Source organism: Kerstersia similis (assembly GCF_965139615.1).
Lineage (GTDB): Bacteria > Pseudomonadota > Gammaproteobacteria > Burkholderiales > Burkholderiaceae_B > Kerstersia > Kerstersia similis.
The window spans coordinates 1-21,396 of the sequence record NZ_CBCSIQ010000027.1 but is presented as its reverse complement, the minus strand read 5'-3'; the positions used below and the strand labels follow the sequence as shown (position 1 = coordinate 21,396).

Annotated in this window: 14 protein-coding genes; 5 read left to right on the top strand and 9 right to left on the bottom strand. The window is 64.6% G+C overall.

The annotated features are described in order from the left end of the window. Positions 1-30: 30 nt before the first annotated feature. Both ACNA1V_RS14560 and brnQ read left to right on the top strand, forming a co-directional pair. Positions 31-1,296, top strand: a complete 1,266-nt coding sequence (locus tag ACNA1V_RS14560) for an NAD(P)/FAD-dependent oxidoreductase (RefSeq protein WP_415834325.1) — start codon at positions 31-33, stop codon at positions 1,294-1,296. Between the two features lie 131 nt (positions 1,297-1,427). Beyond that, positions 1,428-2,783, top strand: coding sequence for a branched-chain amino acid transport system II carrier protein (gene brnQ / locus ACNA1V_RS14555; RefSeq protein ID WP_415834324.1), 1,356 nt, complete (start codon positions 1,428-1,430; stop codon positions 2,781-2,783). A 45-nt stretch (positions 2,784-2,828) separates the two neighbouring features. On the opposite strand, the gene ACNA1V_RS14550 is transcribed toward brnQ, so the two are convergent. The 6 genes from ACNA1V_RS14550 to ACNA1V_RS14525 all read right to left on the bottom strand — a co-directional run bounded on the left by ACNA1V_RS14550 (position 2,829) and on the right by ACNA1V_RS14525 (position 9,079). Then, the gene (locus ACNA1V_RS14550) at positions 2,829-3,581 is read right to left on the bottom strand and encodes an ABC transporter ATP-binding protein (protein WP_415834357.1); all 753 of its coding nucleotides are present in this window, start codon (positions 3,579-3,581) and stop codon (positions 2,829-2,831) included. A 32-nt stretch (positions 3,582-3,613) separates the two neighbouring features. Then, positions 3,614-5,425, bottom strand: coding sequence for a branched-chain amino acid ABC transporter ATP-binding protein/permease (locus tag ACNA1V_RS14545; protein WP_415834323.1), 1,812 nt, complete (start codon positions 5,423-5,425; stop codon positions 3,614-3,616). A 1-nt stretch (position 5,426) separates the two neighbouring features. Next, entirely contained in the window at positions 5,427-6,476 is a 1,050-nt protein-coding gene (locus ACNA1V_RS14540; protein ID WP_415834356.1) for a branched-chain amino acid ABC transporter permease, read from the bottom strand. Between the two features lie 113 nt (positions 6,477-6,589). After that, complete coding sequence (locus ACNA1V_RS14535; protein WP_415834322.1) at positions 6,590-7,741, bottom strand: ABC transporter substrate-binding protein; 1,152 nt, start codon at positions 7,739-7,741, stop codon at positions 6,590-6,592. Between the two features lie 203 nt (positions 7,742-7,944). Next, positions 7,945-8,418: a MarR family winged helix-turn-helix transcriptional regulator gene (locus ACNA1V_RS14530; RefSeq protein ID WP_415834321.1), complete on the bottom strand. Its 474-nt coding sequence runs from the start codon at positions 8,416-8,418 to the stop codon at positions 7,945-7,947. 250 nt (positions 8,419-8,668) lie between these two features. After that, the gene (locus tag ACNA1V_RS14525) at positions 8,669-9,079 is read right to left on the bottom strand and encodes a DUF423 domain-containing protein (RefSeq protein WP_415834320.1); all 411 of its coding nucleotides are present in this window, start codon (positions 9,077-9,079) and stop codon (positions 8,669-8,671) included. Positions 9,080-9,368: 289 nt separating this feature from the next. Here ACNA1V_RS14525 and uvrA point away from each other — a divergent pair, with 289 nt between their 5' ends. Genes uvrA through ACNA1V_RS14510 form a run of 3 tightly spaced genes read left to right on the top strand, consistent with a single transcriptional unit; the run spans position 9,369 to position 16,922 of the window. Next, entirely contained in the window at positions 9,369-15,077 is a 5,709-nt protein-coding gene (uvrA, locus tag ACNA1V_RS14520; protein ID WP_415834319.1) for an excinuclease ABC subunit UvrA, read from the top strand. Continuing rightward, positions 15,077-16,312 carry an aminodeoxychorismate synthase component I gene (locus tag ACNA1V_RS14515; RefSeq protein WP_415834318.1) on the top strand — a complete coding sequence of 412 codons (1,236 nt, stop codon included), beginning with the start codon at positions 15,077-15,079 and terminating at the stop codon, positions 16,310-16,312. The genes uvrA and ACNA1V_RS14515 overlap by 1 nt, the downstream gene beginning before the upstream one ends. Continuing rightward, positions 16,275-16,922, top strand: coding sequence for an aminotransferase class IV family protein (locus tag ACNA1V_RS14510; protein ID WP_415834317.1), 648 nt, complete (start codon positions 16,275-16,277; stop codon positions 16,920-16,922). Before ACNA1V_RS14515 ends, ACNA1V_RS14510 begins: the two co-directional genes overlap by 38 nt. On the opposite strand, the gene ACNA1V_RS14505 is transcribed toward ACNA1V_RS14510, so the two are convergent. The 3 genes from ACNA1V_RS14505 to ACNA1V_RS14495 are packed head-to-tail and all read right to left on the bottom strand — an operon-like array spanning position 16,866 to position 21,072. Next, positions 16,866-17,786: a tRNA threonylcarbamoyladenosine dehydratase gene (locus tag ACNA1V_RS14505; RefSeq protein WP_415834316.1), complete on the bottom strand. Its 921-nt coding sequence runs from the start codon at positions 17,784-17,786 to the stop codon at positions 16,866-16,868. The genes ACNA1V_RS14510 and ACNA1V_RS14505 overlap by 57 nt on opposite strands. Positions 17,787-17,808: 22 nt before the next feature. Further along, the gene (locus ACNA1V_RS14500; RefSeq protein WP_415834315.1) at positions 17,809-19,866 is read right to left on the bottom strand and encodes a MacB family efflux pump subunit; all 2,058 of its coding nucleotides are present in this window, start codon (positions 19,864-19,866) and stop codon (positions 17,809-17,811) included. Next, complete coding sequence (locus tag ACNA1V_RS14495) at positions 19,867-21,072, bottom strand: efflux RND transporter periplasmic adaptor subunit (RefSeq protein WP_415834314.1); 1,206 nt, start codon at positions 21,070-21,072, stop codon at positions 19,867-19,869. Positions 21,073-21,396 lie beyond the last annotated feature (324 nt).

The following is a 21,396-nucleotide window of genomic DNA, read 5'->3' as shown; positions in this document are numbered from 1 at the left end:
GATACCACGGCGCCTTCTGCGGAAGCATGTATGAATAAAGACAAAACCTGCATCATCATCGGTGCCGGGATGCTCGGCCTGTGCTCGGCGCTGGAGTTCCTCAAGCGCGGCTATCAGGTCACACTGGTCGATCAGGACGACCCCGGCCTGGGCGCCACCTTCGGCAATGCCGGTTTCATCGCCACCGAACTGGTCGATCCGCTCTCGACCTGGGGCACCATCAAGCGCGCCCCTGCCTTACTGACCCAGCGCCATGGCGCGCTGGCCATTCCAGCGGCCAATCTGGGCAACAGCCTGCCCTGGATGCTGCGTTTCGCCCTGGCGGCACGCCCTGGGCAGGTCGCACATGCCCGTGAAGCGCTGGCCTGGATCAATCGTCAGGCCGTGCCGGCCTGGCAACGCATTCTGGCCGATGAACAACTTTCCGGGCATCTGGTCGCCTCCCATTACCTGCGCGTCTGGGAACATGCCTCCGGGCAGGCCGCCGCCGCAGAAGAAGCCGAGTTCTATCAGAAGTGGGGCATCGAAGCGCGCCTGATCGGCAAAGAGGAAACGGCCAGCCTGGAACCCGCGCTGCGCGAGACAGTCCATCATTCCGTGATGCTGCCCTACGCCCATCGTTTGCAGGATCCCTATTGGCTGGCGCAAGCACTATTCGCCGCTTTCCAGCAGCGCGGCGGCACCTTCGTCAAACATGCGGCGAGCCGCATCACGGCAGAAGGCGGCCAGGTACGCGTCAGCGCGGGCCGGGACATCCTGGCGCAACAGGCGCTGGTCTGCGCGGGCGCCTATAGCGCCCGTCTGCTGCGCCAGTTCGGCGTCAGCATTCCGCTCATGGCAGAACGCGGCTATCACCTGCACTTGCCGCAAACACGTGGCCTGCTGCAAGGGCCGATCTGCTCGGCAGACCGCAATGTTTTCATCAGCCAGCTCGACAGCGGCCTGCGCATCGTGGGTTTCAGCGAGCTGGGCGGCTTGGACTTGCCGCCGCAAGCGGCCCGGTTCACCTCCTTGCGACACCACCTGAGCGGCCTGCTGCCGCAAACCCAGGCGGCGCTGCCTGCGGCAGAAGAATGGATGGGCCGCCGGCCGACGCTGCCCGACTCCCTGCCCGTCATCGACACCCACCCGCACCATCCCAACATCGGTTTCGCATTCGGCCACCAGCATATGGGCATCACGCTGGCAGCCATTTCCGCCCAGCTCATCAGCCAGAAAATGAGCACGGGCGCCACCCCCAAGGAGCTTTCCCCCTACGCCGTCACCCGCTTCAAACTGGCCGGCTCCTTTGCTTGAGCGGGTGGCCCGCCAAACGGCACCCTTTCTTTAAACCGCCAGCTTATAGAACCAGTCGTGGGACCCGTTGCCGGCCAGCATCCGGCGCGGCCTCCTGCACGACCTTTCCAATAAAAACAGGTACACCGAACATGTCCCAATCCATCAGCTTCCGGCAGTTCCTTGCACTATCGTTTTTCCTGTTTTCCATGTTCCTGGGCGCAGGCAATATCATCTTCGCCCCTCCGCTGGGCCAGGCCGCCGGCACCAATACCTGGGTCGCCATGTCGGGCTTCCTGATTACCGGCGTAGGCCTGGTGTTGCTGGCCATCATGGCGCTCTCGATTTCCGGCGGCAGCGTCGAGAAACTGTCGGGCCGTGTCAGCCCCGGCTTTGCCGTGTTCTTCTCCATCCTGCTGTTCATGACGCTGGGCCCGATTTACGTGGTGCCCCGTACCGCAGCCGTGGTGTATGAAATCACCGTGACGCCCTTCCTCTCGGAAAATATCGTCACCAATTACATGCAATGGGCCTTGCTGGTCTTTTCCGTGCTGTTCATCTGGGCCACGATCTACCTGTCGCTGGAACCCAAGAAATTCGTCAAGCGCATCGGCAATATCCTGACGCCCATCTTCCTGATCCTGCTGCTGGTCATTGTGCTGGTCGCCTACTTCGACCCCATCGGCGATTTCCGCGAACCTTCCGGCCCGTATATCGACTTTGCCTTCAGCAAGGGCTTCACGCAGGGCTACTACACCATGGATGTGCTGGCCGCCTTCGTGTTCGGCAAGATCTTCCTGGACGCCGCGCATTACGCCGGCATCGACGCCAAGCACATGACCGGCCTGTTCGTGCGCTCCGGCATTTTCGCCGTGGTGGCACTCGCCCTGATTCAGCTGTCCCTGGCCGGCATGGGCGCCAGCAGCGCCAGCGTGCTGGGTGTCTCCAGCAACGGCGGCGAAGCGCTGACGCGTATCGTTGACCTGCTGATGGGTCGCCTGGGCGTCGTGATGCTCGCAACCGTCATTTTCCTCACGGGCCTGACGACGGCCATCGCCTGCCTGGCTTCCGTCGCCGAATACTTCAGCCGTATTTTCCCCAGCCTGACCTATCGTGCCTGGGTCATCCTGCTGGGCCTGCTGAGCCTGGTCATCACCAACTTCGGCCTGACGACCATTCTGACCTTCGCCTCGCCCGTCCTGCTGTTCCTGTACCCGATCGCCATCACGCTGATCGTGCTGGTCTTCACCAACAAGTGGTTCGGCGGCCGTCAGGCGGTCTATGTCGGCGCTGTGACCGGCGCGGCCATCATGGGCGTCATCGACGGCCTGAACGACATCAAACTGTTGCCGGCCAGCCTGGCCGATACCCTGCGCCAGACACTGCCGCTGTACGACAATGGCCTGGGCTGGATCGTCGTTGCCCTCGCGGGCGCCGTGCTGGGGCTGCTGGCCTCGGTGCTGTTCAAAGCAGGCAGCCAGCGCTACGTGAACCAGCATATCGGCTGAGGCTTGCGTTGCGGCCGGGATGCAGGCAGCGCCCCGGCCAGGCTTTCAATCCGACACCAGCGCTTGCTGGTGCCGGCCTGCCGCCCCCAGATAGGTTTCCACGATACGCGGGTCATGGGCCAGCTCACCGGCTGGCCCATGCATGACCACCCGCCCCAGCTCCAGCACATAGGCGTAGTCCGCCACTTTCAGCGCCGCCCGGGCGTTTTGCTCTACCAGCAGGATGGAAACTCCGCGCTGGCGCAACTCGACCAGGATGCGGAAGATATCCCGCACGATCAAAGGCGCCAGGCCCAGGCTGGGCTCATCGAGCATCAACAGGCGCGGACGGCTCATCAAGGCGCGCCCCACGGCCAGCATCTGGCGCTCTCCGCCCGACAAGGTTCCAGCTTCCTGCTGGCGCCGTTCCTTTAAGCGGGGAAACAGCTCATAGACTTCGTCCAGGGCCTGCATCCGGACCGCCCGCGGCTCGCGGCGAAAACGAAACGTCCCCAGCTCAAGGTTGTCCTCGACACTCATGCTAGCGAACAGGGCGCGGGTTTCCGGCACCAGGGCGATACCGCGCGCCACATGCTGCTCCACCCCTTCATCGGCCAGATCCTCGCCATCGAAGTTCACGCTGCCGCTTGCCGGCAGAACCCCCATGATGGCTGCCAGGGTCGTGGTCTTGCCCGCGCCGTTGGGGCCGATCACGGTGACGATCTGCCCCTGGCGTACGTCCAGGCTAAGGTCCGACACGGCTGCGATGTGTCCATAGGCTGCGCCCAGGCCACGCACGCTCAGCAAAGGATCCGGCAGGCCGCCTTGCGCTGGCGAAGGGCTTGCTGCGCTCATTCGTCCAACCCTCCCAGATAGGCCGTCAACACGGCGGGATCACGCTGCACCGCTTCGGGCAGGCCTTCGGCAATCCGCTGGCCGAACTCCATCACCACCACACGGTCCACCAGCCCCATCACGAAGTCCATATCATGCTCGACCAGCAGCACGGCCACTCCCTCAGAACGCAATTTACGCAATAGTGCAGCCAGCGCCTCTTTTTCCTTGTGGCGCAGGCCTGCAGCCGGTTCATCCAGCAACAGCAGGCAAGGATCGGCGCACAGTGCTCGCGCAATTTCCAGAATACGCTGCTGCCCCAGGGCCAGACTGCCTGCAGGCCGTGCCAGGAACTCGCCCAGGCCGACCCGCTCCAGCTGCTGGCGCGCTTCATTGAGCAAGGCCGCTTCATCAGCGCCATCCAGGCGCAGGGCAGAGGCAAAGACACCTTTGCTGCCCCGCAGATGCGCCCCCAGTGCCGTATTCTCCAGCACACTCATGTCCGGCAGCAATTTGACATGCTGGAACGTACGCGCCATGCCGGCCGCCACCAATTCACGCGGCGGCAACCCATTGATGCGGCGCCCACGGAAAATGACCTCGCCCTCATCCGGCGTATCCACGCCGGACACCAGATTGAACAGCGTGCTTTTGCCCGCGCCATTGGGCCCGATCACAGCCAGTATCTGGCCCGCCGCCACGTTCAGGGACATTTCCCGGTTGGCTACCAGGCCGCCAAAACGGCGCGTCACCTGCCTGACTTCGAGAATCGGCTCTCCCGCCGCTGGACGGAGACGCGCGGGCAAATCAGGCATTGCCGACTGCGCCGGCGGCAATCTTTCCAGGCCTGGCGCACTGGCATGGCGCCGGCCCAGGCGCCGTGCCAGCGCCGACCATATCCCGCCGGGCCAGCGCTGGATCACCAGCACGATCAGCAAACCGAACACGATGCTTTCGAAATTGCCGCTGCGGCCCAGCAATTGCGGCAACCAATCCTGCAGCCATTCGCGCATCAGCACCACAGCCGCTGAACCCGCCACGGCTCCCCACAGGCTGCCCATGCCGCCCAGCAAGGCCATGAACAGGTAGTCGATGCCGGCCTGCACGCTGAACGGCGCCGGGCTGACAAAGCGCTGGGTGTAGGCATACAGCCAGCCGGACAAACCGGCGAGGCCCGCCGCAATCAAGAAAACCGTCATCTTGGTGCGGAAGATATTCACCCCCATGGATGCCGCCATCTCCTGCCCGCCGCGCAAGGCGCGGATCGCCCGCCCCGTGCGCGATGCAAGCAGATTGCGCACCAGCAGCATGGCCAGCAGCACACAGGCCCAGATCAGGTAATACATGCGCGGCCCATCGCCGAACTGGATCCCGGCCAGACGCAGGGCCGGTAGATCCGGAATGCCGGAATGCCCTCCCAATCCTTCCAGCGTACCGAACAGGTAATACAGCGACATGCCCCAGGCGATCGTTCCCAAGGGCAGATAGTGCCCCGATAGCCGCAAGGTCAGCTGTCCGAGCACATACGCCAGCAGCAGCGTGACCACGATACCGGCCAGCAAGGCCAGCCAGGGCGCCCCCATCTGCGCCCCAAGATTCATGGTGGAAGGTGCGATCAGCACAGCGGTCGCATACGCGCCGACGCCGACAAACGCCGCCTGCCCGAAACTCGTCATGCCGGCCACGCCCGTCAGCAGCACCAGCCCCAGCGTCGCCAGCGCGAACATCCCGATATTGTTGAGCAGCGTCACATAGAAGGACGGCACCAGCAACGGCAACAGCAGCAGTACCAGCAGACCGAGCGGCAGCCAGACAGAAAACTTGCGCATGTCAGTGCTCCTCCTCTTGGCGGCTGTTGAGCGAACGCCAAAGCAGGAACGGCAGGATCAGCGTGAAAACGATGACTTCCTTGTAATTGCTGGCCCAGAACGTGGAAAATGCCTCGGCCAGACCAACCACGATGGCACCCGCGGCCGCCATCGGGTAACTTGCCAGCCCGCCGATGATGGCACCGACAAAGCCCTTGAGGCTGATCAGGAAACCAGAGTCGTAGTACAGCGTGGTCAGCGGCGCAATCATGATCCCCGACAGGGCGCACAGAAAAGCGGCCAGGCCGAAACTGATGCGGCCGGCCAGCAGCGGCGAGATACCCATCAGCTGGGCGCCCATGCGGTTCACTGCCGTCGCGCGCAGCGCCTTGCCGTACAAAGTGCGTGTGGACAGCAGATACAGCGCGCTGATGGCGATGGCCGACAGCGCAAGCACCCACAGGGTCTGGCTATTGATATAGGCCATGCCCAGATCCAGGCCTTCCTCGGAAAACGGCTCGGTGCGCATGCCTTCCGGCCCGAACACCAGCAAACCCACGCCCACCAGGCTGACATGCACCGCAATGGCGATAATCATCAGCAGCAGGCCGGAGGCATGCGCCACCGGCTGAAAAAACAGCCGGTACATCAATGGCCCCAGCGGCGTGATGGCCGCCAGCGTGAGCAAAGCCTGGACACCCATGGGCAAGGCCGCCAGCGGCAAGTACTGCAACAGCAACAGCAGTGCAAGCGCATAGACCGGCATCGTACAGAGCCGCCACAGCGCGCGGCGTGCCTGTGGCCGGCGACGCCGGTGCCGCTGCTTCCACAAATCCCAGGCGTCCGCCAGGGCGGCCAACAGCGCCATGGCCAGCACCAGCCAGCCGATGGCAGTCTGGCCGGACTGGATCGCCGCCATGGTCAAGGCGCTGAAAGCGACAAATTCGCCCAGCGGAATCAACAGCACCCGGGTCACGGAGAACACCAGGATGATGGACAACGCTACCAGGGCATAGATCGCGCCATTGCTGATACCGTCCTGCCCCAGCAGGACGATGATTTGCGGATTCAACATATCATCAGGATGGAATCGCGTCCGCCGCTGCTCCCGGCAGTCGTGGCGGGCGCGCTTGGAGTTTCACGGATGGCCGGCCCAGACACCGGGCCGGCGCATGATGGCGCGCTTTAGTCCCGCACCAGATGCCAGGCGCCATCCTTGACCGTGATCAGCTCGCGGCCACGCTCATCAAAACCGCTGTGATCCTGCGGCGTCATGTTGTACACCCCTTGGGTCGCCGGCAACTCGCGGATCTGTTCCAGCGCATCGCGCAGCGCTTGCCGGAACGCCGGCGTACCGGGCTGCCCGGCCTTGGCCGCAACGGGAATGGCCGCTTGCAGCAGCAGGCCTGCGTCATAGACATTGGCGCCGAAGGTGGCCGGCTCCTGGCCATAGCGAGCCTTGTAGGCGTCAATGTATTGCCGGGCCACGGCCTTGGAAGGATGGGTATCCGGCACTTCATCCATCACCAGCATCAGGCTGGCGGCCAGGATGGTGCCTTCCACCTTCTTGCCGCCCAGCTTGAGAAAATCATTCAGGGCCGCGCCATGGGTCTGGTAAATCTGGCCACGATAGCGCTGATCCGCCAGCGTGGTTTGCGGCAGCACCGAGGAACTGCCAGGCGCACCCACCAGAATGGCGTCGGGCTTGGCGGCAATCAACTTGATGGCCTGCGCCGTCAGCGAAGTGTCCTGGCGCTGGAAGCTTTCCGTCGCGACGATCTCGATGCCGGCCTTGCCGGCCTGATCCTTGATGACGGCCAGCCAGCTTTCGCCGTAGGGATCGGCGGTGCCGATGAAGCCCAGCGTCTTCACGCCCGAACGCACCATATGATCCACCAGCGCCGTTGCGATCACATCATCGTTCTGCGTGGTTTTGAAGACCCATTTTTTCTGTTCCGTCATCGGCTGGATCACCGATGCGCTGCCGACCGGCGCCAGCATCGGCACGCCGGCTTCGGCCACCACGGGAATCACGGCCAGGGAACTGGGCGTACCGCTGGTGCCGATGATGGCATCGACGCCGTCGGCAATCAGTTTCTTGTAGGCCGTGACCGCCGCCGTGGGATTGCTGGCATCGTCCAGGGAAATATATTCAATCGTCAGGTCGCCTGCCTGGGTCGGCATCAGCTCTATGGTGTTCTTCTGCGGAATCCCCACCATCGCCACCGGCCCCGAGGAAGACGTCACGACCCCGACCTTGACCTGGGCCTGCGCCCCGGCGGCCAGGAACAAGCCGGCCAGCAGGCCGCACAGTATGCGTTGCTTTTTCATCTTCATTCTCCGATAAGCAGGCAGCAGCCCCATGGCCGGTTGCCGGATTTTCATGCCAAGCCCGTCATTCTGCCACGCTTGCCGCCGAATGATGCGTCCGGGGTTCCTGTGGCGCGCCGCCAGCGCCCCACAAACGTCGCCATGGCAGAACCATGGCAAAGCGCGGTCCGGCCTTGCCGCCCGGATCCGCAGACAAGCGGCAGCCGCCCTCAGGCGTCATTCAGATTATTGAACATCTGCTCGAGCATCTGGTTCAGGCGGGCAATCTTCACCGACGACAGGCCGCTGAAGCCTTGTGCGAATACCTGGGTGGTCGCATCCCGCATCTCGGCAATCATCTGGCTGCCGCGTTCGGTCAGGGCGACGATCGTGACACGGCCATCCTGTGCGGATGTCTGGGTATCCACCAGGCCATCGGCCTTCATGCGATAAACGATTTTAGTGATGGTAGAAAGCTTGGCTACCGCATGCAATGCGATTTCCGACATGCTGGAAGTGCCGTTTTCTTTGAGGATGAACAGCACCCGCCATGTCGGGACATCCGCTCCCACCCGACGCAAGGCCTTTTCCATGCGCTGCACATACAGATTGTTCAGGCGGGCGACCCAGTAGAAAGGGAAGTCTTCTTTGACGAACTCTTCGCTGACGGGGTTGAAGCGACTCACTCTTTTATTGATGGTCATTCGGCGGCACCAAAATCAATCGCCTCCAGGGTCACCCCTGGAGGCGTTCTGTCGGGGCAATAGCGAGCAGCTGGCCGACCCGCGCCGACGCTCCCCGCTACCATACAGCGCGCCTGAGGCGCGGTATGGGCACCGCGTGCGCAGCACGGGAACCGCCGCTGCCACTTGGGTGCCTGGTCAGGCATTCTATCGCGCCCGACGCCCCTGCGTACCTGCCGCTTCCCCCTATGGAGGGCAAGTGCCGTCCGGCTTAGCCCGCCTTAACTGCGTTGCCGCCACGCAGGCCGGCCAGACCAATGAAGATCCAGCCGAAGAGATAGAACATGCCGCCGACCGGCACCATATTGGGCATGAAGCGGGCCTGGTTCAGCGTGTTGAAATAGATCAGGCCGGAGAACAGCAGAACACCCAGCGCAAAGCAGATGGCCGCCACGCCGGCGAAACGGCTCGGATTGCCCACGCGGAACCAGATCGCGACAGCCAACAGGGCCAGCGCATGGAACATGTTGTATTCCACGGCGGAGCTCATGGATACGATAGCGGCCTGCAGGCTTTCCTCAGGCACAAAGGAAGCCAGGCCATGCGCCTTGATGGAGCCCATGAGCACCCCCAGAACACCGGCAACGGCGGACAGCACAAACCAGAGACGGCTGCATTTCATATCGAATCCTTAAGACGTGAAAAATGATGGAAAACCGGCGCGCCCGGAACCCCTGTCCCGGCGCCATGTCGGCCCATGGCCGAAAACCAGCGGAACCTCGCCCCGATGGCAGCGCAGCGATTGTAGTCAGGCCGGCGAACTTGTGACATTTAGCCGTGCCTCAACTTTGGCAAGAAATCTATAGCTGCCCCCATCCCTGTCGCTTTCCAGCCCAGATTACTGTTTATTTTTACAGTCGAAATTGCTGGTCTCGCTGTAAACTGGAAGCGTCCCTTACCCTCGTTCCGCCATGAGCTCCGACATCCGCATTACTGGCGCACGCCAGAATAACCTGAAGAATCTCGACCTTGTGCTGCACACCGGAGAACTGACGGTGTTCACGGGGGTATCCGGCTCCGGCAAATCCTCGCTGGCCTTCGATACGCTTTATGCGGAAGGCCAGCGGCGCTATGTCGAAACATTCTCGCCCTATGCGCGCCAGTTCCTTGACCGCATGGACAAACCCCAGGTTGACCGCATCGAGGGCATCCTGCCCGCCATCGCCATCGACCAGACCAACCCGGTACGGAATTCACGCAGCACGGTCGGCACCATGACCGAGCTGAACGATCACCTGAAACTGCTGTTTGCCCGCGCCAGCCAGCTGTTCGACCGGGTCACGGCCCGTCCTGTCGTGCGCGACAACCCCACGACCATCCTTGCCTCGCTGCGCGAACGCACTGCTGCAGCCGGCGACCCGCGCCTGGTGATCACCTTCGCGCTGCCGGTTCCGGCGAATTTTTCCGAAGAGGAAGTCCGGGCGTTCCTGGAAGGCCAGGGCTATACGCGGGTGCACGGCCCGGCGCTGGCGTCCGACCCGGCCGCCCCCCAGGCTGAGCCGCCCAAGGCGGCCAAGGCCGGCAAGGGCAAGCGGGCCCAGGCCGCCGAAGCACAACGCATTCTTCAGGTTGTCCAGGATCGCTTCCGTCTTTCCGGCGCGGAGCCCGAACGTATTGCCGAAGCCCTGGAAACCGCCTTGCGCATGGGCCGTGGCCATCTGGCCGTCCATGCGCTGGACGACAACGGCGAAGACGCCGCCGTCTGGCGCTACAGCGACCGCCTGAGCGACCCTGACAGCGGGATCGAATACAGCGAACCGCTACCCAGCACCTTCTCCTTCAATTCCCCGCTGGGCGCCTGCGAAAGCTGTCGCGGCTTCGGCCGGGTCATCGGCATCGACAACGATCTGGTGATTCCCGATGGCAGCAAAACCCTGCGCGAAGGTGCGGTACGCCCCTGGCAGACCGCCAGCTACAAGGAATGCCAGGATGACCTGGAAAAATACGCGCCTGCTGCTGGCGTGCGCCTGGGCGTCCCCTGGAAAGCCCTGAGCGACCACGAACGCCATTGGGTGCTGCATGGCGACCCTGACTGGAAAGGCGGCAATCAGGCCTGGAAGCACCAGTGGTATGGCGCGCAGCGCTTTTTCGACTGGCTGGAATCACGCGCCTACAAAATGCATGTGCGCGTGCTGCTTTCCAAATATCGCAGCTATTCCACCTGCCCGGCCTGCAAGGGGTCGCGTCTCAAGCAGGATGCCCTGCTCTGGCGCGTGGGCAGCGCCGCCGACGCGCAGGCCGTCCTGCCTGGCACCGATCCGCGTTATCGCCGTTTCCTGCCTACCCATGCCAGCTGGAGCCAGGCGCAGCTGGACGCCCTGCCCGGCCTGTCCATCCACGACCTGATGCGCCTGCCCATCAGCCGGGTGCGTCAGTTCTTCCTCGATCTGCGTTTCGAAGGCGGGCTGGATGCCGCCATGGAACTGCTGATGGACGAAATCAACGCCCGTCTGCGCTTCCTCTGTGACGTCGGCCTGGGTTATCTCACCCTTGACCGCCAGAGCCGTACGCTCTCCGGCGGCGAAGTGCAACGCATCAACCTGACGACGGCGCTGGGCACCTCGCTGGTGAACACGCTGTTCGTGCTGGATGAGCCGTCCATCGGCCTGCACCCGCGCGACATGCACCGCATTGTCGAAGTCATGCACCGGCTGCGCAACGCCGGCAACACCCTGGCCGTGGTCGAGCATGACCCGCTGGTCATGCTGGCCGCCGACCGCATCGTGGATATCGGCCCCGGCCCGGGCGAACGCGGCGGCAATATCGTCTTCGACGGCCCCCCTGACGCCCTGCGCCGGGCCGCTACCCTGACGGGCGACTACCTCGGCGGGCGGCGCCACGTGGAAGCGCCACGCCCCATGGCCGTCGCGGCCAATACACCCCGGCTGCTGCTGGAAGGCGTACGCGCCCACAACCTGCAAGACATTTCCGTGGACATTCCGCTGGGCCGCCTGGTCTGCATTACCGGCGTCTCCGGCTCGGGCAAATCCACCCTGGTGCAAGACGTCCTGTACCCGGCGCTGCTCAAACATTTCGGCCGCCCGACCGAAGCACCGGGCGAACACGACCGGCTGCTGGGCGCGGAACAGCTGGCCGACGTCGTGATGGTCGATCAGACCCCCATCGGCAAAACGGCCCGCTCCAATCCGGCCAGCTATGTCGGCGCCTTCGATGCCATCCGCAAGCTGTTCGCCCTGGCGCCGCTATCGCGCGAACGCAGCTATACCCCCGGCATGTTCAGCTTCAACAGCGGCGACGGGCGCTGCCCGACCTGCGGCGGCACCGGCTTCGAACATGTGGAAATGCAATTCCTGTCGGATGTGTACCTGCGCTGCCCGGATTGCGATGGCAAGCGTTTCCGCCCGGAAATCCGCGAGGTCAAGCTCTCGCACCTGGGCCGCGAGGCCTCCATCGACGAAGTGCTGGACATGACGGTGCATGAAGCCAGCCAATTCTTCAAAGGGCTGCGTGATGTGCAGACCGGCCTGGCGCCGCTGGTGGATGTGGGCCTGGAATACGTCAAGCTGGGGCAGCCCGTTCCCACGCTTTCGGGCGGCGAAGCCCAGCGCCTCAAACTGGCCGGCCACCTGGCGCAAGCCGCCCGCGGCGGGATCAGCACGGCCAAGGTTGCCAAGAAAGGCAGCCTGTTCCTGTTCGACGAACCCACCACCGGCCTGCACTTCGACGACGTGGCCCGCCTGATGCGCGCCTTCCGCAAGCTGCTCGATGCCGGACACACGCTGCTGGTCATCGAACACAACCTGGATGTCATCCGCGCTGCCGACTGGCTGATCGACCTCGGCCCGGAGGGCGGCGATCTGGGCGGCGAAGTCGTGGGCGTGGGCACGCCTGCGCAACTCATGGACAACCCACGCTCGCATACCGGCGTTGCGCTGCGCGAAGACCAGCAGGCGCTGGCCCCCGTGCCGCTGGCGCCGGTGCCGTCTCCTGGCGCCGCGCTGGCCGTGGCCGAACCCATGGCGCGCTACCAGGCCGCGCCCGCGCATGCCGCCATCGAGATCCTCCACGCGCGCGAACATAACCTCAAGGATATCAGCGTCGATATCCCGCGTGACCGCTTTACCGTCATCACCGGCGTTTCGGGTTCGGGCAAATCCACGCTGGCTTTCGATATTCTGTTCAACGAAGGCCAGCGCCGCTACCTGGAATCACTCAATGCCTATGCCCGCGCCGTGGTACAGCCCGCCGGCAAGCCGGATGTCGATGCCATCTTCGGCATTCCGCCCACGGTTGCGATTGCCCAGCGCACCAGCCGCGGCGGCCTGAAATCCACCGTCGCCACCATGACGGAAATCCATCACTTCCTGCGGCTGCTGTACGTCAAGCTGGGCGTGCAGTATTCACCCGACTACAACGTGCCGGTCGTGCCACAAAGCCCGCAACAGATCGTCGCGCGCATCCTGCAGGACCACAGCGGCCAGCAGGTCGGCCTGCTGGCGCCGCTGGTGCAGGCGCGCAAGGGTTTTTATACCGATCTCGCCAAATGGGCAGCCGGCAAAGGCTATACCCACCTGCGCGTGGATGGCGAATTCACGCCAGTGCGCCCCTGGCCACGCCTGGATCGCTACAAGGAACACACCATCGAGCTGCCCGTCGCCGACCTGCAGGTCGATGCCACGGCCGAAGCACAGCTGAGGGCAGCGGTTCAGGCGGCGCTGGATCACGGCAAGGGCACCATGACGCTGGTCTGGCCGCTGGACCCAGCGCGGCGCGACATCGCCCGGCCGTTGCAGCAGGCCGTGTTCTCCACCAAGCGCACCTGCCCCATCAGCGGCGTCAGCTTCCCGGAACTCGACCCGCGCCTGTTCTCCTATAACTCCAAACATGGCTGGTGCCCTACCTGCTTTGGTACTGGCGTGATCATCAAAGGGTTTGATGCCGATGCCACCGGCGAAGAACTGGCCTGGACGGAAGCCGATGGCGAAGCCGTCACCTGCCCGGATTGCCACGGCAAGCGCCTGAACCGCATTGCCCTCGCCGTACGCTGGCAGGATCGCAGCATTGCCGACCTGGCTGCCATGTCGGTCAACGAGGCTCATCAGTTCTTCCAGCAGTTGAACCTGACGGGCCGCGACGCCGAGGTCGCCCGCGACATCCTGGCGGAAATCCGGGCCCGGCTGCGCTTCATGCGTGAGGTCGGCCTGGGCTACCTGACCCTGGATCGCAGCGCGCCGACGCTCTCCGGCGGGGAAGCGCAACGCATCCGCCTGGCGGCGCAGCTGGGCTCCAACATGCAGGGCGTGTGCTACATCCTTGACGAACCCACCATCGGCCTGCACCCGCGCGACAATCACATTCTGCTCGACGCGCTGCAACGCCTGGAAGGCAACGGCAATACGCTGGTGGTGGTCGAACATGACGAGGACACCATCCGGCGTGCCGCCCATGTCATCGACATCGGGCCAGGCGCCGGAGTACGCGGCGGCACCGTCGTCGCGACCGGTACGCTGGCGGACATCATGGCCGCACCAGGCTCAGTGACTGGCCGCTTCCTCGCCCACCCGCTGCCCGCACCGGCCGAAGCCCGTCGCCCGGTCGATGGCGCCACGCCAGCGCTCCTGGTGCGCGATGCGCGCCTGCATAACCTGAAAGACGTCAGCGCCCGCTTCCCGCTGGGCCGCCTGAATGTCGTCACCGGCGTCTCCGGCTCGGGCAAATCTTCGCTCGCCCGCGATGTGCTGCGCGACAACCTGACGCTCGCCCTGGCTGCCGCCGACCCCGGCTTCAGCGCCTGGCGCCATTGCCAGGGCATAGAAGGCTGGCAACAGATCGACCGCGTCCTGGAAGTGGATCAAACCCCCATCGGCAAGACCCCGCGCTCCTGCCCGGCCACCTATGTCGGTTTCTGGGATGAAGTCCGCAAGCTCTTCGCCGACACCCGCGAAGCCCGCCTGCGCGGCTGGAACGCCAGCCGTTTCAGCTTCAATACCGGTGATGGCCGCTGCCCGGTCTGCGAAGGCCAGGGCATGCGTACCATCGAAATGAGCTTCCTGCCGGATATCAAGGTTCCCTGCGACGCCTGCGGCGGGCAGCGCTTCAACCTCGATACGCTGTCGGTGCAGGCTCGCGGCAAGCATATCGGCGAAGTCCTGGCCCTGGAAGTCGATGACGCCATCGGCTACTTCGCCGCGCATCCCCGCATCGCCCGGCCGCTGCAACTGATGCAGGATGTCGGCCTGGGCTACCTGACACTGGGGCAGCCCTCGCCCACGCTCTCGGGCGGCGAGGCGCAACGCATCAAGCTGGTGACAGAACTGGCCAAGGCGCGCATGGATGCCGGTGTCATCCGCACCGGCCGGGCATCGCGCGCGCCGCACACACTGTATGTGCTGGACGAGCCGACAGTCGGGCTCTCCACGGCGGACGTAGAAAAGCTGATAGATGTGCTGCACCGTCTGGTCGATGCCGGCAATACGGTCGTGGTCATCGAACACAATCTCGATGTGATCGCCCAGGCCGACTGGGTGCTGGACCTCGGCCCGGAAGGCGGCGACCAGGGCGGCGAACTGGTCGTACAGGGCATGCCTTCGCAACTGGTCGCGGCGCAGGCCTACTCCCACACTGGCAGGGTGCTGGCGCAGCATCGGGAGACGCATTGATGCATTGCCGTTTTGAAGACCGCCAGACCGGCAGCGCGCTGGTCATGGAGGGAGAGCCGCAACGGCTGGCGGTTGCCAGCGCGGCCACGCTGGACGACACCCTGGCGCTGCTGGATGCGGCCAGCGCAGCGGGCAAGTGGATCGCCCTGGCGCTGGATTACGAATTGGGCGAGTGGCTGGAGCCCAGCCTGAACCCGGCGGCATCCCCGGCGGCCAACACCCCCACTGCGCGCCAGCCTGGCGGCCCCAGGCTGCGCGCCTGGATATTCGACTCGGCCCGGCGGGAAGCCCCCTGGCAACCCGACCCTGGCCGCGCCGCCGGCATCACGGCCATCACGCCTCGACAAGCACGTGCCGACTACCTGAAACGCATCGAGAGCGTACGCACGCGCATCGCCCAGGGCGATGTATATCAGATCAACTACACCATGCCGCTGGATGTAAGTTTCGAAGGCCACACCGAAACGCTTTACCGCCAGCTGGCCAGCCGCCACCCCTGCGCCCACGCCGCCTACATCGAGGACGGCGACTACCGCCTGCTGTCCTTCTCGCCCGAACTGTTCGTGGCGCGCCAGGGCGACACCCTGATCTGCCGCCCCATGAAAGGCACGGCGCCGCGCCACGCCGACCCGGCCACCGACTTCGCACTGGGCCAGGAACTGCGTGCCAGTGCCAAGAACCTGGCGGAAAACCTGATGATCGTCGATCTGCTGCGCAATGATCTGGGCCGCCTGGCGCGCACCGGCTCGGTACGCGTGGATCCCCTGTTCGAGCTGGAACGCTACCCCTCGGTCTGGACACTCACCTCCACCATTCACGCCAGCGCGCCGCAACTGCCGCTGGGCCGCCTGCTGCGCGCCTTGTTCCCCTGCGGCTCCATCACCGGGGCGCCCAAGATCGCTGCCATGCAGCACATTCGCGCACTGGAGCCCTGGCCGCGCGGCATCTACTGCGGCAGCATCGGCTGGATCGCGCCCGGCGGCGATTGCTCGCTCAATGTCGCCATCCGCACCCTGGTATCGACGACGCCGGGCAAAGGCGCCTATCATGTGGGTGGCGGCATCGTGCATGATTCGGATGCCGCAATGGAATGGGAAGAATGCCTCTGGAAGGCGCGCCTGCTCCTGGATGCCTGCCGCGACGACAGCGTGCTGTCACGCTGGTCGGCACGTACAACCCCTACGCCGGGCCCACGACATGCCGCAACTGATAGAGACTCTGCGCACGGAACCTGACGGCAGTATCCCGCTGCTGGCGCTGCACATGCGGCGGCTGCGGGCGTCGGCCGAGTTGCTGGGCTATGTCTGTCCGGTCTGTGATATTGGCGGCGCCCTCAAGCGCTGCGCGCAATCCTTGCCCGGTGAAATCCACCGGCTGCGTCTGCTGCTCTGGCGCACCGGCCTCTACACCATAGAAACCTCGCCGCTGCCGCCCCAGCACGCCCATCTGCAAGTCGGGCTCTCAGATACCCTGCTGGATGCCGACGAACCCTATCTGCGCCATAAAACCACGCACCGGCCTGTCTATACCCCGGCGGGCACCTGGCTGGCGCAACATCCAGACCTCTTCGATGTGCTGTTTTTCAACCAGCGCGGCGAACTTTGCGAAGGCAGCCGCAGCAATGTCTATCTGCGCCTGGCCGATGGCAAATGGTACACCCCGCCTGTCGAGAGCGGTTTGCTGCCCGGCGTGCAGCGCAGTGCCCTGCTGGAAAGCGGCGCCGTCCAGGAACGCACACTCAGCCGCCACGATCTGAACACCGCGCAGGGCATTCGCCTGTCCAATGCCCTACGGGGCTGGTTTGACGTCAGCCTTGCCAGCACCCGGTTCGTGCACACGCCCTGAACGCCCGGACGCCTGCCCGGGAGACGACAACAGCTTCTGCACCAACTGGCTGGAGGCCGCCATGCCCATTGCTGCCGTTACCATGACCGCAGACCCATAGCCCGCGCAAGACAAACCCTGGGGAGCGGCACTGGCGCCGTCCGCTGCGCAGGCCACGCCATCCTGCTGTGCCCAGGCTGCCGGCAGAATGGCCTGCTGCTCCAGCCACAGAACGGCTACCCCCATATTGGGAATACGTCGCGGCGCCTTGCCTGCCACGACGGCCGCACGCGGATAGCCATGCTCACGCCGCAGTTTGTTGCGGATTTTGGCCAGCAGGGCATCATGATTGGCACGCGACAAATCGCCCGAGCGCAAGGCCAGCGGGTCGGTTTTTCCGCCAGCCCCGCCACACATCAGGAAATGCAAACCCAAACGCCGGCACGCCAATGCCATGGCGATCTTGGCCGCCACCTGGTCGGTACAGTCAAGCACCGCATCCGGGCGCGACGCCAGCAAGGATTCGACATTGTCCGGCGCGACGAAATCATCCACCAGCGTCAGCCGGCATGCAGGATTGATGCCACGGATGCGATCGGCCATGGCTTCGATCTTGGCCTGCCCGAGCGTACCGCTCAAGGCATGCACCTGACGGTTCACATTGGACTCGGCCACATGGTCCAGATCCACCAGCGTCAGCGCACCTACGCCGCAACGTGCCAGGGCTTCCGCCGCCCAGGAACCCACGCCACCGATGCCGGCCACCAAAACATGGCTGGCCTGCAAGCGCGCCAGCGCACCCGGCCCATACAGGCGGTCCAGACCGCCGAAACGCCTGACGGGATCGGCCTCGCCCGCCTGCGCCTGCTGTGCAATATCGTTCATGGCGTTATTTTCCCACGGCCCGTCAATCCCGCGCCAGCGCCTCCACCGGATCCAGCCGCGAGGCATTGCGCGCCGGCAGGAAACCGAACACCACACCGATGGCCGTCGCGCTGGCAAAAGCGGTCAGCATGGCCGGCACCGAGTAAATCATCTCCAGCCCGATGCCCGCGCGCCGCACCAATTCCCCCAATCCCAGCGACAGCAGAATCCCTGCCAGACCGCCCAGCAGGCACACCAGCACGGCTTCGATCAGAAACTGCCGCATGATGTCCGCCCGGCGAGCGCCGACCGCCATGCGCACCCCGATTTCCCGAGTACGTTCCGTGACCGACACCAGCATGATGTTCATCACGCCGATGCCGCCCACAATCAGCGAAATCAGTGCGATCGTGGAAATCAGCAAGGTCAGCGCACGCGTGGTGCGCTCCACCGTTTGCCGGATGGAATCCATATTGAAGGTAAAGAAGTCCCGCACACCATGGCGCTGCTCCAGAAAGGCGATGATCTGCCGTTCGGCATCCTCGACGGCAAACGCATCATCCACGCGCACGGTAATGCTGCGCAAGGACTGGCTGCCGGTCAGGCGCGCCATGGCCGCCGTATAGGGAATCCAGACCCGCAGGTTCTCGCCCCCCATGCCATTGAACACGCCGTCGTTTTCCGCCACGACGCCGATCACACGCACCGGCAGCTGCCCCAGGAACATGGTCTTGCCCAGCGGATCCTCATCGCCGAACAGTTCGCGGCGGGTGTTGCCATCTATGACGGCTTCCTGCGCCAGCGCGCGGATGCTATCGCCATCGAAAATCCGGCCCGTCTGCAAGCTCAAGCCATTGACGCGGAAGTACTGCTCCCCCACGCCGGCCGCCATGCCCAGGCGCGCCACATTGCCATAGCGCAGCCCGACCGCCTGACTGACCTCAGGCGTGACGCTATCGGCATACAGCTGTCCGGCCAAGGCTTCTGCATCTGCGCCAACCAGCGTGCGGATTTCGCCCGCCCGTTCATCGCCAAAGCCCTGCCCCGGAAATATCTGGATGGTATCGGTGCCCATGGCAGTGATGTCACTCAGCACCTTTTCCCGCGTTCCCTGCCCCAGCGCCACGACGGACACCACGGCGGCAATACCGATCACGATGCCCAGCATGGTCAGTGCTGCCCGCAGGCGATGCGCATTGAGCGAAACCAGCGCCATGCGCATCGCTTCGGCAAAACGGGCCAGCCAGCCGCCGCCCTGGCGGCGGGTCAGCGGCGGCAGCGCGGCCGCTGCTTCCTGCGGAAGCCGGATACCTGGCACCGCTGCGTCATCAAGCAGCTCTTGCGCGGCAGCGGCAGCCCCCGGGGTGGCTGCCGCTGCGATATCCGCCGCCGCTGATGCCGCGCCGTCGGCAGCACTTGCCACCAGGCGATCGGCCACGATCGCGCCATCGCTGATTTCGATGATGCGCCGGGCATTGGCCGCCACACCAAGATCATGGGTCACGATGATGACCGTATGCCCGGCCGCATTCAGCGCCTTCAGGATATCCATGACCTCGCGGCCGGAATGGGTGTCCAGCGCCCCGGTCGGCTCATCGGCCAGAATCACTTCGCCGCCATTCATCAATGCACGGGCAATACTCACGCGCTGCTGCTGCCCGCCGGACAGCTGGGCCGGACGATGGGTCATCCGGTCGCCCATGCCCAGGCGCTGCAGCAAGGCCGCCGCACGCGCGCTGCGCTCACTGCTGCCCGCCCCGGCATAGACGGCCGGAATTTCGACATTGGCCTGCGCATCCAGCGCCGGCAACAGGTGGTAGCGCTGAAAGATGAAACCGAACCGTTCGCGACGCAACCCCGCCAGCTCATCGGCATCCATCAGCCGCGTATCGCGGCCATTCACACGATAACTGCCCCGGCTGGGGCGATCCAGGCACCCCAGCACATTCATCAGGGTCGATTTCCCCGACCCCGATGCGCCCACAATTGCCAGCATTTCGCCCGCTTCGATACGCAGGGAAACACCGCGCAGCGCAGCCACGGTTTCCTCGCCTGCGCTGAATTCGCGCCAGACGTCGTCCAGTTCCAGCAACGCGCCCACTTAGCGGCCTCCTGGCGGGCCGTGCGGCGCTTTCAGGCCACCGCCCGAACGACGCGCGGCTTCCCCGACGATCACCTCGTCGGTTTCCGACAAACCCTCAAGAATCTGCACATGGGCCTTGTTATCCATCCCCACGCGCACGGTTTTCTCCACGGGCTTGCCCTGCGCATCCAGCACCCGCACCACGGCGCTGCCCGCACCGTCACGGCGCAGAATCGCCGCCGACGGCAACAGCCAGACATCCTGGGCCTCCTCGAACACGATGCCGACCTTGGCCGTCATGCCGATACGCAAAGCGCCTTCCGGATTATCGACATCAAACAGCCCGTTGTAGTACACCGCAGCGCTGGTACTCGATGTGCCTGACGTCACCGCATGGGAATCATCCTTCATGATCAAGGCTTCCGGCGCCGGTTCAACCGCCCGCAACGTGGCGCGATACTCCTTGCCCGGTTCCCCCAGGATGGAAAAGCGCACGTTCATGCCCGGCTTCACGCGCACGACGTCCGCCTCGGATATCTGCGCCTTGACCGTCATGGAATCCAAGGCTGCGACCTTGATGATGGTCGGCGCCTGCTGCATCGCGCTGACCGTCTGCCCTTCCTTGGCCACGATGGCCACGACCACGCCGTCCATAGGTGATGTAATGCGCGTATAGCTCAGATCCACTCGCGCACTGTCGATATCCACCCTGGCCTGATCCAGCTGCGCCTTGACCTGCACCAGCTCGGCCTGCGCAACATCCAGCGCCGACCTCGCATGGTCCAGCCCTTCCCGCGTGCCGGAACCGGTACGCGCCAGCTGTTGCTGGCGCTCATAATCACGTTGCGCCTGCTGCAAACGCGCCGTCTGCACGGCCACTTGGGCCTGCGCCAGTTCCAATGCCGCCGTCGCTTTGCGCACGGCATTCTGCTGCGGCAAGGAATCAATCTGGGCCACCAGCTGCGTATTCTGTACCGGGTCGCCCAGCTTCACTTTCAAGGACTCGATCCGGCCCGACACCTGGGCGCCCACGCTGACTTGCTCGGCAGCTTCAAGCACGCCGCTGGCCAGCACCTCGCTCTGGATATCGCCCCGCGCCATGCGGGCCGTCACATAGCTGGCGTCATTCTCCGAGCCTGGCCACAACCACCACCCGAGCAACAGGAGCCCTCCCGCCACTGCCACCCATCGGCCCCGCTTCCGGAACCATTTCTTATCAGCCATCCCGTCACCGCATCGTCCGGTTTACTGCCAGTCAGGCAGCGAAAATACGTATCATACTGAAGCGCACCGGCCTGTGCAGGCCAGGTCAGCAGACACTCGTCCTGCCATCAGGCACGCACAACCCCGCTTGGCAGACCGCGACACACGCCCGCAAAGTGTGGTTTCCTCGCCACCATTTCCTGCTCCCGCCGTCCTGGCGAGGGCGGCTCCCGGCCCCGGACTGCGCAATACGGTTCCTGGCCACGGCCCCCCCCTGCCATGGCGCAACACCGGCCTGGCCCGGCGCAGCATCACGGCCTGCCGGCCCTCTGCCGCCCTCGGAAT

What these genes read in the sequence shown, in the direction of transcription:
- ACNA1V_RS14560 (WP_415834325.1), top strand. Translation starts at nt 31, where the DNA reads ATGAATAAAGACAAAACCTGCATCATCATCGGTGCCGGGATGCTCGGC.
- brnQ (WP_415834324.1), top strand. Translation starts at nt 1,428, where the DNA reads ATGTCCCAATCCATCAGCTTCCGGCAGTTCCTTGCACTATCGTTTTTC.
- ACNA1V_RS14545 (WP_415834323.1), bottom strand. Translation starts at nt 5,425, where the DNA reads ATGCGCAAGTTTTCTGTCTGGCTGCCGCTCGGTCTGCTGGTACTGCTG.
- ACNA1V_RS14535 (WP_415834322.1), bottom strand. Translation starts at nt 7,741, where the DNA reads ATGAAGATGAAAAAGCAACGCATACTGTGCGGCCTGCTGGCCGGCTTG.
- ACNA1V_RS14530 (WP_415834321.1), bottom strand. Translation starts at nt 8,418, where the DNA reads ATGACCATCAATAAAAGAGTGAGTCGCTTCAACCCCGTCAGCGAAGAG.
- ACNA1V_RS14525 (WP_415834320.1), bottom strand. Translation starts at nt 9,079, where the DNA reads ATGAAATGCAGCCGTCTCTGGTTTGTGCTGTCCGCCGTTGCCGGTGTT.
- uvrA (WP_415834319.1), top strand. Translation starts at nt 9,369, where the DNA reads ATGAGCTCCGACATCCGCATTACTGGCGCACGCCAGAATAACCTGAAG.
- ACNA1V_RS14515 (WP_415834318.1), top strand. Translation starts at nt 15,077, where the DNA reads ATGCATTGCCGTTTTGAAGACCGCCAGACCGGCAGCGCGCTGGTCATG.
- ACNA1V_RS14510 (WP_415834317.1), top strand. Translation starts at nt 16,275, where the DNA reads ATGCCGCAACTGATAGAGACTCTGCGCACGGAACCTGACGGCAGTATC.
- ACNA1V_RS14505 (WP_415834316.1), bottom strand. Translation starts at nt 17,786, where the DNA reads ATGAACGATATTGCACAGCAGGCGCAGGCGGGCGAGGCCGATCCCGTC.
- ACNA1V_RS14495 (WP_415834314.1), bottom strand. Translation starts at nt 21,072, where the DNA reads ATGGCTGATAAGAAATGGTTCCGGAAGCGGGGCCGATGGGTGGCAGTG.